The organism is Pseudooceanicola spongiae (assembly GCF_014899185.1).
Classification (GTDB): Bacteria; Pseudomonadota; Alphaproteobacteria; order Rhodobacterales; family Rhodobacteraceae; genus Pseudooceanicola; species Pseudooceanicola spongiae.
Genome location: NZ_CP045201.1, coordinates 1,604,002 through 1,617,428, shown reverse-complemented (window position 1 = coordinate 1,617,428; position 13,427 = coordinate 1,604,002). Strand labels below are relative to the sequence as shown.

Annotated in this window: 11 protein-coding genes; 9 read left to right on the top strand and 2 right to left on the bottom strand. The window is 64.6% G+C overall.

Going from position 1 to position 13,427, the window contains the following annotated elements; translation table 11 throughout:
* Positions 1 to 107: 107 nt before the first annotated feature.
* Positions 108 to 338 (bottom strand): DUF1127 domain-containing protein, encoded by a 231-nt coding sequence (locus tag F3W81_RS07705; RefSeq protein WP_193083028.1) that lies wholly within the window; start codon positions 336 to 338, stop codon positions 108 to 110.
* A gap of 302 nt (positions 339 to 640) precedes the next feature.
* Between F3W81_RS07705 and F3W81_RS07700 the strand changes: the two genes are divergently transcribed.
* The 9 genes from F3W81_RS07700 (at position 641) to murD (ending at position 12,175) form a co-directional block, all read left to right on the top strand.
* Complete coding sequence (locus F3W81_RS07700) at positions 641 to 1,738, top strand: Mrp/NBP35 family ATP-binding protein (RefSeq protein ID WP_226941906.1); 1,098 nt, start codon at positions 641 to 643, stop codon at positions 1,736 to 1,738.
* Positions 1,739 to 2,546: 808 nt separating this feature from the next.
* Positions 2,547 to 3,080 (top strand): division/cell wall cluster transcriptional repressor MraZ, encoded by a 534-nt coding sequence (locus F3W81_RS07695; RefSeq protein WP_193083026.1) that lies wholly within the window; start codon positions 2,547 to 2,549, stop codon positions 3,078 to 3,080.
* A gap of 3 nt (positions 3,081 to 3,083) precedes the next feature.
* Positions 3,084 to 4,124, top strand: coding sequence for a 16S rRNA (cytosine(1402)-N(4))-methyltransferase RsmH (rsmH, locus tag F3W81_RS07690; RefSeq protein ID WP_193083025.1), 1,041 nt, complete (start codon positions 3,084 to 3,086; stop codon positions 4,122 to 4,124).
* The gene (ftsL, locus tag F3W81_RS21080) at positions 4,121 to 4,657 is read left to right on the top strand and encodes a cell division protein FtsL (RefSeq protein ID WP_319022302.1); all 537 of its coding nucleotides are present in this window, start codon (positions 4,121 to 4,123) and stop codon (positions 4,655 to 4,657) included. Before rsmH ends, ftsL begins: the two co-directional genes overlap by 4 nt.
* Before the next feature lie 6 nt (positions 4,658 to 4,663).
* Positions 4,664 to 6,445, top strand: a complete 1,782-nt coding sequence (locus tag F3W81_RS07680) for a peptidoglycan D,D-transpeptidase FtsI family protein (protein WP_193083024.1) — start codon at positions 4,664 to 4,666, stop codon at positions 6,443 to 6,445.
* 10 nt (positions 6,446 to 6,455) lie between these two features.
* The gene (locus F3W81_RS07675) at positions 6,456 to 7,982 is read left to right on the top strand and encodes a UDP-N-acetylmuramoyl-L-alanyl-D-glutamate--2,6-diaminopimelate ligase (RefSeq protein WP_226941905.1); all 1,527 of its coding nucleotides are present in this window, start codon (positions 6,456 to 6,458) and stop codon (positions 7,980 to 7,982) included.
* Positions 7,979 to 9,406, top strand: a complete 1,428-nt coding sequence (locus F3W81_RS07670) for a UDP-N-acetylmuramoyl-tripeptide--D-alanyl-D-alanine ligase (RefSeq protein ID WP_193083023.1) — start codon at positions 7,979 to 7,981, stop codon at positions 9,404 to 9,406. The genes F3W81_RS07675 and F3W81_RS07670 overlap by 4 nt, the downstream gene beginning before the upstream one ends.
* Before the next feature lie 26 nt (positions 9,407 to 9,432).
* The gene (gene mraY / locus F3W81_RS07665; protein WP_193083022.1) at positions 9,433 to 10,515 is read left to right on the top strand and encodes a phospho-N-acetylmuramoyl-pentapeptide-transferase; all 1,083 of its coding nucleotides are present in this window, start codon (positions 9,433 to 9,435) and stop codon (positions 10,513 to 10,515) included.
* A 247-nt stretch (positions 10,516 to 10,762) separates the two neighbouring features.
* Positions 10,763 to 12,175 (top strand): UDP-N-acetylmuramoyl-L-alanine--D-glutamate ligase, encoded by a 1,413-nt coding sequence (murD, locus tag F3W81_RS07660; RefSeq protein WP_193083021.1) that lies wholly within the window; start codon positions 10,763 to 10,765, stop codon positions 12,173 to 12,175.
* A 9-nt stretch (positions 12,176 to 12,184) separates the two neighbouring features.
* On the opposite strand, the gene F3W81_RS07655 is transcribed toward murD, so the two are convergent.
* Entirely contained in the window at positions 12,185 to 13,366 is a 1,182-nt protein-coding gene (locus F3W81_RS07655; protein WP_193083020.1) for a BaiN/RdsA family NAD(P)/FAD-dependent oxidoreductase, read from the bottom strand.
* Positions 13,367 to 13,427: the final 61 nt, after the last annotated feature.

Below are 13,427 nucleotides of genomic sequence, written 5' to 3'. Positions count from 1 at the left end.
GTCACCCTGCTTCGGGGATAGGTGCGGCGATATCAGGGAGGAGGAGAGATATCGCCGCTGGTTTCAGTGGCCCAGGGAGGAGGAGAGGGCCGCTGATCTCGGAAAACTTATGCCGCTTTGCGGTAGGCTTCTTCGTAAGCAATCGAGCGGATCTGCGAACGGTGCAGGCCGAGGTCACGCAGTTCGCGGTTGCTCAGGGCCGACAGTTCGTTGACGCAATTGCGGTATGTCCAGAAGCGGGACTGACGCTCGGTCACTGCGCTGATCAAACGGGAGACCAGGTTGCCTTGTGCGCGGCCAGCTGCGGATTTGCCGTGAATGTCTGATACCATTGCCATCTTACTAAAACCTTTCGTCTCGTAACTTCGGGGGCGGCGGCTTGCGGTGTCGTTTCGTTCAAGCCCGTCGCTGTTGAACCCAATTTACTGTTTTGCTGCGCTTGCACAATGGCCGGTTGCTCAACGCCGCTATGCAGAAAGTGCATAAGAAGCATTGACCTAAAGTTAACGAAACCATGACAACCCCGGGTCATATGCGTTCAAACGTCCTGTGAGCGGGGGAAATGGGTGAAAACAGCCCGCTGCCCTTGCTGCGCCGTTCAAAATACGCACCTATGCAGGGCATACTGAAGGAGACTGCCTTGCCCGTCACACGTGATGAAATTTTAATCGAACTCGAACGTCTTTCTCTGCCGGACGGCGGCAATCTCGTCTCGCGCGACATGATCCGCGCGCTGACGGTCGAGGGTGACACGGTGCGCTTTGTCATTGAGGCGCCCGATCCAGAGACGGCGCGCAAGATGGATGCCATCCGTGCCGCCGCGGAAAACCTCGTGGCCGCACTGCCCGGCGTGGCCCGTGCCAGCGCAATTCTGACCGCGCACGGACCGTCGCAGAAAGCGCCCGCCGCGCCGCCCGCGCCCTCGGAGCAGCCGCCCAGCCTCAAGATCGGCGGTCATCCCAAGCCACAGACCGCGCCGCTCAAGCCCGCGGGCATCAAGCACATCATTGCCATCGGTTCGGGCAAGGGCGGCGTTGGCAAGTCGACCGTCTCCTCCAACCTCGCCGTGGCGCTGGCCCGGCAGGGGCGGCGGGTCGGTCTGCTGGACGCCGATATCTATGGCCCCTCGCAGCCGCGCATGATGGGGGCGACCAAGCGCGCCGCCTCTGCCGACGGCAAGGTGATCGAGCCTTTGCATCTGCACGGCGTCACCATGATGTCGATTGGCCTGATGATGGACGAGGGCAAGGCCGTCGTCTGGCGTGGGCCGATGCTGATGGGGGCCGTGCAGCAGATGATCGGCCAGGTGAACTGGGGCGAGCTTGACGTGCTGCTGGTCGATCTGCCTCCCGGCACCGGTGATGTGCAGCTGACATTGTGCCAGCGGGCCGAGGTGAGCGGCGCCATCATCGTCTCGACCCCTCAGGACGTGGCGCTGATCGATGCGCGCAAGGCCATCGACATGTTCCATACCCTCAAGACGCCGATCCTTGGGCTGATCGAGAACATGTCGACCTTCATCTGCCCCCATTGCGGCGGCGAATCGCATCCCTTCGGTCAGGGCGGCGTTGCGGCCGAGGCCGAGAAGACGGGCGTGCCTCTGCTTGGCACCCTGCCGCTCGACCTCGACACCCGGCTGGCCGGCGACGGCGGCACGCCGATTGCGGCGGGCGAGGGCGCACAGGCCCAAGCCTATGCGGATCTGGCGCGGCGGATGATTGCAACGGGGCTGTTCTAGCACCAGCAACGCGATTGGGACGGTCTGGGATCGGCGGGGCATGCTCCGCCGATTTCTGTATGCGGGGGGCTGATTTGCGCTGGCCCCTCGCGCCGGGCCGCTGGAAAACCGGCCAAACCCGAGGATCAGGCGGTTTTTGCTGGGTGATGTGGGATCAGATGGGATGCGTCCATCTGAACGACATGTCGCAGCTCTGCTCTCGGCGAATCACAGGCGCGTGAGGGGCGGAAGATGGCCGAAACCGGGTGCTTCTGGCCCATTTCATCCGCTGAACCTTGCCGGTTCCATGGCTTCTGCGTGACAGGCGCGATTTTTTTCAGCGCGTTTCCAGGCGCGGGGCTCGGTGGGGGAAGGACTCTAAAAACACCACATGTGGTGTTTTTCTGAAAATAGCACGCTAATTGGCGCCCGAGTTGATGCCAAAAAGCCTCTACATCTTGTTTTTCAGAGGCGTCAAAAACCAGATCTTCCCATCTGATCCCAAAAAAACCATTTGCGTCCCACGCTGGCCCATGGCATCCATGGATCACAAGATGAGGACGGGAAATTAAGAGGCACAAGACCTCATAAAACGACTTCCCAAGGCAGTGAGTAGTACAGGCACCCGCTTTCATCAAACCAAAGAGATCCGGCGTGCGGGGCGAGCAGACATCCCCCCAGGTGGCCGCGCGCAGTCGGACATACCCGGAAACGGGACGAGGGCGGCGGATAGGGCAGTGGCAGCAGCTCCTATCCGCCGTTTTCCGTTTCAGGGTCGCCATTCTGGCATCAGGCGTCACGGGGGATGCAGTAAAGGTTGGGGCGAACCTTGCGTATCAAGAGGTTCAAAGGCGAAGAGGAGCTCAAGATTGACTCCAAGGGCAGGGTGTCCATCCCGGCCAACTTCCGCCGTGTTCTTGAATCGCAGGATCCCGACTGGACCGAGGGCAAGAGCGTCGGCATGACGATTGTCTACGGCTCCCACCTCACCAACCACATTGAATGCTATTCCGTCGACACGATGAGCGAGGTCGAGGAACTGATCGACCGCATGCCTAGTGCCGGTGTTCGCGCCAAGACCATGGTGCGCAACTTTCTGACCGAGTCTCTGGATTTCTCCATTGATGACACGGGCCGGATCGTCCTTCCCGCCAAACTCCGCACCAAGCTGGGCGTCGCCCTGGGCGATGCCGTGATGTTTGCGGGCTGTGGCAAGACCTTCCGCATCTGGAACCCGACCGCCTACGCCGATGTCGTCGCCGCCGAGACCGCGGCGCTGGAAGAAGATGAGCCAGCCTTCGATCCCGACGCCATCCTTGACGAATTGCGCGGCCTGACCGCCCCCCTTGCAGGAGGTCTCTGAGTTATGGCCGAAAGACCCGCCAAATCTGATGCGCCGCACATTCCGGTGCTGCTGCGCCCGCTGCTCAAGGCGGTTGCGCCGGTGCAGGGCGTCTGGGCCGATGGCACCTTCGGGGCAGGGGGCTATGCCCGTGGTCTGATCGAGGCTGGCGCCGAACGTGTCATCGGCATTGATCAGGACCCGCTGGCGATCGAGATGGCGCAAGCCTGGATCGGTGACTACGACGGACGTTTGCAACTGCTGCAGGACAACTTTGCAAACCTCGACAAGATTGCCGAAGCCCATACCGATGGCGGCCTTGATGGCATCGTCCTCGACCTCGGCGTCAGCTCGATGCAGCTGGACCTGGCCGAGCGTGGCTTTTCCTTCATGCGCGACGGACCGCTCGACATGCGGATGAGCCAGTCCGGCACCTCTGCCGCCGATCTGGTCAATGATCTGGAAGAGGCCGAGCTGGCCGACCTCATTTATCTCTATGGCGAGGAGCGCGCCTCGCGCCGCATCGCCAAGACCATCGTGCGCGAGCGCGAGGTCGAGCCGATCACCAACACCGCCCGTCTGGCGAAGATCGTCGAGGGCTGCCTGCCGCGCTCCAAACCCGGTCAGAGCCACCCGGCGACACGCACCTTTCAGGGCCTGCGCATCGCGGTGAACGACGAATACGGTGCCCTCGCTACCGGCCTGATGGCGGCTGAGCGCGCCCTGAAACCCGGTGGCGCGCTGGCTGTCGTGACCTTCCACTCCATCGAAGACCGCATGGTGAAACGCTTCTTCCAGCTGCGCTCCGGTACCACCGGCAATGCCAATCGCTACGCCCCCGCGCTGGAGGAGGAGGTGCCCGCCTTCACCCAGAAGACCCGCAAGGGGATCAGCGCGGACGAAGAAGAACTCTCGCTCAACCCCCGCTCGCGCTCGGCGCATCTGCGGGTGGGCTTTCGCACCGACGCGCCCTCCGAAGAGGTCGACCGCGCCATGCTCGGGATGCCCGGCGCGCCGAAACCCGGGCGTGATGATACCAACACAAACAGAGGGAAACGCCGGTGAAATCATTGCTTTATGTGCTCAGCGCCATGGCCGTGATCGGTCTTGCCTTCTGGGCGTATCGGGAAAATTACCAGACGCAGGCCGCGCTGGATCAGGCCGAGCGGTTGCAGAACCGCATCATGGCCTCGCGGGCGCGCCTGTCGATGCTGCGCGCCGAGTGGGCTTATCTGAACCGTCCCGACCGCCTGCGTGAGCTGGCGGAGATGAACTTCACCAACCTCAAGCTGCAACCCATTGATCCGTCGCAGTTCGGCAAGGTCACGCAGGTGCGCTATCCGGTGCCCGACCTGCCGCTGGTGTTCAACGAACCCGTCGACGTCTCGACGATGAACCGCCCTGCGGATCAGGTCACCGACGTGCCCGCAGCCACGGTCGCCCCGAAACCAGCCCCGAAACCGGCCGCAAAACCGGCTGCCGTCAAAGTCGCGCCGAAAGCCGTCGCCGAGGCGAAAAAGCCCGAAGCCCAAGCCCCTGCCGCCCATGTCAGCAAGGACGCGATTGCCCGCGCTCTTGCCGAAGCTCTCGGGGGCTGATCTGTCATGACCCGTATCCCGCTGCGCCCTCTGGCCCGTATCCTGCAAGCCCGCGCCAAGGGCGAAAACCCCGACGCGATCGAACGTGAGAACCTGCGCCTGCGCCATGAGGCGATGCGCGACCGTTCGCGCGCCCGTGCCGAGGGGCGCCTTCTGGTGCTCGGCCTCGCCTTCGTCTGTGCTTTTGTCACGGTCGGCGCGCGTATGGGCACGATGGCTTCCTCGACCCCGGCCGAGCCGCGCGCTTCGGCCCGTGGCGCCGGAATCGTGGCGCAACGCGGTGATATTCTTGACCGTGACGGGCGCATCCTCGCCACCAACATGGAGACCTATTCGCTCTACGCCCACCCGCACCAGATGATCTATCCGGCGAATGCGGCGCGCGAACTGGCCAAGATCTTTCCCGAACTCGATGCGGCAAAGCTGGAAAAACGCTTTACCGGCAACGGCAAATTCTACTGGATCCGGCGCACCATGTCGCCCGAACAGCGCCAGGCGGTGCATGACATCGGCGATCCCGGCCTGCTGTTCGGCCCGCGCGAAATGCGCCTCTATCCCAATGGCCCGATCGCCGCGCATATCCTCGGCGGCACCTCCTTCGGCACCGAAGACGTCAGCTACGCCGAGATCAAGGGCACGGCCGGCATCGAACACTCCTTTGACGCCGAACTGCGCGATCCGGCGAATGGCGGCAAACCGCTGCAGCTCTCGCTCGACCTCACCGTGCAGGCGGCGCTGGAGCAGGTGCTTGATGGCGGCATGAAGCTGATGCACGCCAAGGGCGCCTCGGCGATCCTGATGGATGTCCACACGGGCGAGATCATCTCCATGGCCTCGCTGCCCGATTTCGATCCCAACGACCGCCCGCACCTGCCGACCTCGGGCCACCCCGACGACAGCCCGCTGTTCGATCGCTCCATTCAGGGCATCTACGAACTCGGCTCGGTCTTCAAGATTTTCACCATCAGTCAGGCGCTTGAGCTGGGCCTCGTATCCCCCGACACGATGATCGACACCCGCGGCCCGATCCGCTGGGGCCGTTTCCGCATCAACGATGACCACCCCATCGGCAAGGAAGCCTCGGTCAGCGAAATTCTGATCGAAAGCTCCAACATCGGCACCGCCCGCATCGCCCAGATGATCGGCGCCGAGCGTCAGCAGCAGTTCCTGCACAAGCTCGGCTTCTTCGTGCCCTCCCCGGTTGAGCTCTCCGAGGCGGCGATGACCAAGCCGAACTGGCAGACCAACTGGTCCGACCTGACCACCATGACCGTGTCCTATGGTCACGGCATGTCGATCTCTCCGCTGCATCTGGCCACCGCCTATGCCGCTGTGGCCAACGGCGGCCGTCTGCTGAAACCGACGCTGCTGAAACAGACCGCCCCGCAAGAGGGCGAGCGCGTGATGAGCGAGGCGACCTCGGCGATTGCCCGCCAGCTGCTGCGCAAGGTCGTCACCGAAGGCACCGCGTCCTTTGGCGAGGTGCCCGGCTATGACGTTGGCGGCAAGACCGGCTCGGCGAACAAGCTGAGACCGACGGGCGGTTATTACGAGGACAAGACGATTTCTACCTTCGCCTCGGTCTTTCCGATCCGCGATCCGAAATACACCCTGATCGTGATGCTGGACGAGCCCTATACCTTCATCTACGGCGAAAACCGCCGCACGGCCGGCTGGACCACCGTGCCCGTCGCCGCCGAGATCATCCGCCGCATCGGCCCGCTTCTGGGCCTGCGTCCATACGTTGAACCCCAGCGTGTGGCTGATATAACCCTCTCATCAAACTGAGGCGGGCAGCATGGCCCGGAAAGGCGCGGGTATGGCGGATCGGAATGGCGTTTCAGGCGGGCAGAGCAAGTCTCTCGCGCAACTCGGGCTGCATGCCCGCGCCGGGCGAATGGCGCAGGTCAGCGGCCTGGCGGTCGACAGCCGGGATATCGAAGCGGGGTTTCTGTTCGCCGCCTTGCCCGGCACCAAGATCCATGGCGCGGCCTTTATTGCCACCGCCCTGCGCATGGGCGCCGCCGCGATCCTGACCGATGCCGAGGGGGCGCGTCTGGCCGAGCGTGAGCTGGCCGCCTCCGACGCCGCCCTCGTGATCGCCGAAGATCCACGTCAGGCGCTGGCCTGCGCCGCCGCACTCTGGTTCGGTGCCCAGCCGGCCGTTGTCGCGGCCGTCACCGGCACCAACGGCAAGACCTCCGTTGCGACCTTCCTGCGCCAAATCTGGCAGGCGCAGGGCAACAAAGCGATCAACCTCGGCACCACCGGGGTCGAGGGCGATTTCACCTATCCGCTGGCGCACACCACGCCCGAACCCATCACCCTGCACCGCATTCTGGCGCAGGCTGCCGCCGCCGGCGTGACCCGCTGCGCGATGGAGGCCTCCTCGCACGGTCTGTCGCAACGCCGTCTTGATGGCGTGATGCTGCGCGGCGCGGGCTTCACCAACCTGACGCAGGACCACCTCGATTATCACGCCTCGTTCGAGGAATATTTCGCCGCCAAGGCCGGTCTCTTCACCCGCGTCCTGCCGCCCGATGGCTATGCGGTGATCAATATCGACGGCGCGCGCGGCCCCGACATGGCCGAAGCGGCAGAGATGCGCGGCATTGACGTGCTCACCGTCGGCATGCACCGCGACGCCGAAATGCGCATCATGGCGCGCCGGTTTGAACCGCACGGCCAGATCCTGCGCGTCGCCTTCAATGACGAGGAATATCAGGTCCACCTGAACCTGATCGGCGGATTTCAGGCGGAAAACGTCCTCGTCGCCGCTGGCCTCGCAATTCTGACGGGCGAGCCGCCGGATGAGGTCTTCGACGTTCTGCCGCAGCTGACCGGCGTGCGCGGCCGCATGCAGCTGGCCGCGACCCGTGCCAATGGCGCCGCCGTCTATGTCGATTACGCCCATACGCCCGATGCCGTGGCCACCGCGCTCAAGGCGCTGCGCCCGCATGTCATGGGCCGAATCGTCGCCGTCATCGGGGCAGGGGGCGACCGTGATCGCACCAAGCGCCCGCTGATGGGGCAGGCCGCCGCTGAAAACGCCGATCTGGTCTTTGTCACCGATGATAACCCGCGCTCCGAGGATCCCGCCAGCATTCGTGCGTCGGTCATGCTCGGCTGTCCCGAGGCCATCGAGGTCGCCGACCGCGCCGAGGCGATCCTGCGGGCCGTTGATTCCCTCGGGCCCGGCGACGCTCTGCTGGTCGCAGGCAAGGGGCACGAGAGCGGCCAGATCATCGGCCAGACCACCTATCCCTTTGACGACGTGGAACAATCCTCCGTCGCCGTTGCCGCACTTGATGGACGCCTCGCATGACCCTCTGGCACGCGGCTGAGGCCGCCACCGCAACCGGCGGGCAGGCGCAGGGCAACTGGCGCGCCACCGGCGTCTCCATCGACACCCGCTCGATTGCGCAGGGCGACCTGTTCGTCGCGCTGAAAGCCGCCCGCGACGGGCATGAGTTCGTGGCGCAGGCGCTTGAGGCCGGGGCCGCCGCCGCCCTCGTCACCCATATCCCCGAAGGCGTCGCCTCCGACGCGCCGCTGCTGATTGTGCCTGACGTGCTGCAGGCGCTCGAAGATCTGGGCCGCGCCGCCCGTGACCGCATGACAGGCCGTGTCGTCGCCGTCACCGGCTCGGCGGGCAAGACCTCGACCAAGGAAATGCTGCGCGACGTGCTCTCCAGCCAGCGCCGCACCCATGTCGCCGAGGCGAGCTATAACAACCACTGGGGCGTGCCCCTGACGCTGGCGCGGATGCCGCGCGACACCCAATGCGCCGTGATCGAGATCGGCATGAATCACCCAGGTGAGATCGCACCGCTTGCGCGCCTCGCCCGCCCGCATATCGCGCTGATCACCACCATCGCCCCCGCCCACCTTGAGGCGTTCGAATCCATCGAGGGTATCGCCCGCGAAAAAGCCACGATCTTTGAAGGGCTTGAGCCGGGCGGCACCGCCATCATCAACGGCGACCTGTCGACCAGCCCGCTGATGATCGCGGCGGCGCAGGCCCACGGCGCGCGCATCCTGACCTTCGGCGAATCTGCTGGCTGCCATCATCGCCTGCTCAAGGTCACGCTGGCCGAGGATTGCCTCGTCTGTCACGCCCGCGCCTGGCGCACCCCGATCACCTACAAGGTCGCCGCCGCCGGGCACCACTTCGCGCTCAACGGCCTCGCCGTGTTGGCCGTCGCCCATGTGCTGGGCCACGACCGCGCGCTGGCGCTGGCCGATATTGGCCGCTGGACCCCGCCTGCGGGCCGGGGGCTGCGCCAGAAGCGCATCCTCGATCCGCTCGACCGGGCGCTGTCATTTGAACTCATCGACGATGCCTTCAACGCCAACCCCGCCTCGATGGGCGCGGCGCTGGATGTGCTGGCCGCTTCGGACCCGCGCGACAACCTTGGCCGTCACGCCCATGGCCGCCGCATCGCCATTCTGGGCGAGATGCTGGAGCTTGGCCCCAACGAGATGGAGATGCACCGCGCCCTCGCTGATCTGCCCGCGATGGACAACATCGATCTGGTGCATTGCGTCGGCCCGAGGATGCAGAGCCTTTACGACGCACTGCCCGATCACAAGCGCGGGCGATTCTTCAAAAAGGTCGACAAGCTGGCCGCAGAGCCGCTGCGACTGGTCGACGCAGGCGATGTCGTGCTCATAAAGGGCTCCAAGGGCTCGCGCGTGTCACTAGTCGTTGACGCCTTGCGAAAACTCAGCCATCTCGCCGACGATTAAGTGTTACCAAACTAAGGACTGACAAGATGTTGTATTGGCTGACGGCCCTTTCGGATGGCGGCGACATCTTCAACCTGTTCCGCTACATCACCTTCCGCGCCGGTGGCGCCTTCATGACCGCGCTGATTTTCGGCTTCCTGTTCGGGCCGCCGCTGATCAACGTGTTGCGCCGCAGTCAGGGCAAGGGCCAGCCGATTCGCGAAGACGGCCCGCAGACTCACCTGCTCAAGGCTGGCACGCCGACCATGGGCGGGCTGCTGATCGTCGGGGCGCTGGTCACTTCGACCCTGCTCTGGGCGCGGCTCGACAATCCACTGGTTTGGCTGGTGCTGTTCGTCACGCTCTCCTTCGCTGCCATCGGCTTTGCCGACGATTATGCCAAGGTCTCCAAGCAGACCACCGCAGGCGTCTCGGGCAAGGTGCGCCTTGCCATCGGCTTTGCCGTGGCTCTGGTCGCCAGCCTCTGGGCGACATGGCTGCAACCTGCCGAACTGCAGTATGAACTGGCGCTGCCGGTGTTCAAGAACGTGCTGGTCAACCTCAGCTACGGCTTCATCCCCTTCGCCATGTTCGTCATCGTCGGCTCGGCCAATGCCGTGAACCTGACAGACGGCCTCGACGGCCTCGCCATCATGCCGGTGATGATCGCCTCTGCCGCGCTTGGCATCATCGCCTATACCGTGGGCCGGGTCGACTACACCGAATACCTCGGGCTGCACTACGTCCCCGGCTCGGGCGAGATCATCATCTTCGTCGCCGGTCTGATCGGCGGCGGTCTCGGCTTCCTGTGGTACAACGCCCCCCCCGCCGCCGTCTTCATGGGTGACACCGGCAGCCTCGGCCTCGGCGGCGCCCTTGGTGCCATCGCCGTGGTCACGAAACACGAGATCGTCCTCGGCATCGTCGGCGGGTTGTTCGTGGTCGAGGCTCTCTCGGTCATCATTCAGGTCGCCTACTTCAAGCGCACCGGCAAGCGCGTCTTCCTGATGGCCCCGATCCATCACCACTACGAGAAGAAGGGCTGGGCCGAGCCGCAGATCGTCATCCGCTTCTGGATCATCTCGCTGATCCTCGCGATCATCGGCCTCGCGACACTGAAACTGCGCTGACCGCTTGCCGCCGGGCAGGGGCCTTTTGGCCTCTCCCGGCGCGTTAACCTCTGCGGTCTGGCCCGATGTCGCACCGTTCGGATACCGTTCAGATACCGACCAAATACCGACATCGCGATTTTGCCCTCCGGCCTTGTTAACCATGGCCCGCGCTGCTCCGCCGCTTTGCCCTGCCAAACCCCGCCATCGCCTTGCAACTTCCCCGTCCCGGGGGGCAAGGTCAGCCCAACATGACAGGAGAGAGCGCATGATTCCGGTACAGGGTTTTGAAGGTCAGGCAGTCGCGGTTCTGGGGCTTGGCCGCTCGGGTCTGGCCACCGTGCGCGCCCTGCTGGCGGGCGGCGCCACTGTCGTCGCCTGGGACGATGGCCCCCATGCCTCCGACATCGCCGAGGCCGAGGGGATCATCCTGCGGGATCTGACAAAACCCAATGCTTTCGAGGACATAGCCTGCCTCGTCACCTCTCCCGGCATCCCGCATATCTACCCCCAGCCGCACCCGGCGATTGCCGCCGCACTGCTCGCCGGGGTGCCAGTGGACAACGACATCGGCTTGTTCTTCCGCTCGCTGGCCGAGCCTGACTGGGACCGTTTCGACCAGCTGCCCCGCGTCATCGCTGTCACCGGATCGAACGGCAAATCCACCACCTCGGCGCTGATCGCGCATCTGCTGACCGAGTTCGGCCGCGACGTGCAGCTGGCGGGCAATATCGGGCGCGGCGTCCTCGACATCACGCCCCCCGAAGATGGCGGCATCGTGGTGCTGGAGTTGTCCTCCTACCAGACCGAGCTGGCCCGCTCCCTCACCCCGGATGTTGCTGTTTTTACAAACCTTTCTCCCGATCACCTGGATCGCCACGGCGGTTTGGGCGGTTATTTCGCGGCCAAGCGGCGGCTGTTTGCGGAAGGCGGCCCCGACCGTTGCATCATCGGCGTTGACGAGGTCGAGGGCCAGATGCTGGCGAACCAGCTGGCCCAGAGCCCGGCGGATGATCGTGTGATTTCAATCTCTTCCGGTCGCAAGCTGACAGGTCCCGGCTGGTCGGTCTTCGCCCGCAAGGGGTTTCTCTCGGAATATCGCAAGGGCCGCCAGATCGGCACCATCGACCTGCGTGCCGTCCCCGGTCTGCCCGGTGCGCACAACCACCAGAACGCCTGCGCCGCCTATGCCGTGGCGCGCACGCTCGGCTTCTCTCCGCGCCAGATTGAGGGGGCTTTTCAAAGCTTTGCGGGTCTTCCCCATCGCAGCCAGACCATCGCCGAGGCCGGCGGCGTGCGCTATGTCAACGATAGCAAAGCCACAAACGTGGATAGTGCGAAACAGGCGTTGCGCGCTTTCCCGAATATCCGCTGGATTTGTGGCGGGCTTGAGAAAGAAGGCGGCCTCGCGCCGCTGCTCGAGGCGTCGGGCAACGTCGTCAAAGCCTATGTCATCGGCCGCGAGGCCGCGCATTTTGCCATGCAGCTCAAGGGCATAGAGGCCGAGATCTGCACCGACATGTCCCGCGCCGTCGCCCGCGCCCGGGAAGAAGCGCAACCCGGCGACACCATCCTGCTCGCCCCCGCTGCAGCCAGCTTTGACCAATACAACAGCTTTGAGCAGCGCGGCGATGATTTCGTGAGTATTATCAAAGACTTGCTGGGTGAAGCGCCCGCCTGACACGCACTCTCAGTGGCCCGCGCGCAAGCTCCGGGCCGCTGCCATCCCGCTCGCCCAGGCCCACTGAAAGTTGTAGCCGCCGAGCCATCCGGTGACATCAACGCATTCGCCAATCGCATAAAGACCTGGCAAGTCCTTGGCCTGCATGTCTTTTGACGACAGCGCATCGGTGGAAATCCCGCCCAGCGTGACCTCGGCGGTACGATAGCCTTCACTGCCCGCAGGCGTCAGGACCCACTCGCTCAGACGCCCCGCCAGATCCGCCAGCGCCTTGTCCGACTGATCCCCTAGGTTGCCCGTCAGCTGCCAGTCCGCCGCCAGATGGTCCGACAGTTTCGCCGGAATCAGCGCATCCAGCGCCCGGTGCAGACTGCGCCGCCCGACCTCCGTGCGCAGGCCACGTAGCCGCGCAAAGGCATCCATCCTCGGCGTCAGGTTGATGCGAATTTCCTCGCCCTCCTGCCAGTATGAGGACGCCTGCAGAATCGCCGGGCCCGACAGCCCGCGGTGGGTGAACAGCATCGCCTCGTCAAACCCGGTCGCGCCCGCCGTCACCCGCGTCGGCAAGGCAGTGCCGGGGAGGCCCGCGAACCGCTCTGCCGGAAAGGTCAGGGGCACCAGGGCAGGGCGCGTCTCGACCAGGGGCAGGCCGAATTGTCGGGCGATATCATAGGCAAAGCCGCTGGCGCCCATCTTCGGGATCGATTTGCCGCCCGTCGCAAGCACCAGTGCGGTGGTCGTGATCCGCTGGCTGCGCTCGCCCCGCGACTGGGTCAGGGCAAAGCCGCCCTCAACCTTCTCGATGCTTGAGGCACTGGTCTGAAGCCGCAGCTCGGCCCCTGCCGCTGCCACAAGTCCGGTCATCATGTCGACGATTTGCTGCGCCGAGTCGTCGCAAAACAACTGCCCCAGCGTCTTTTCGTGCCAGGCGATGCCATGCTCGGACACCAGCGAGACGAAATCCCAAGGCGTGTAGCGCGCCAGCGCTGATTTGGCGAAATGAGGGTTGGAGGAGAGGTAGTTCACCGCACTCGTGTCGGTGTTGGTGAAATTGCATCGCCCGCCACCGGAAATGCGGATCTTCTCGCCCGGCTTTTTCGCGTGGTCGATCAACAGGGTACGCCCGCCGCAATGGGCGGCGCACATCAGGCCGGCAGCCCCGGCTCCAAGGATCACAACATCATAGTCCATGGCTCTGCTTTGGGCGAAGGCGGCGCGCGGCGCAAGGGTGGGAATGCGCTTGACCGCGCCC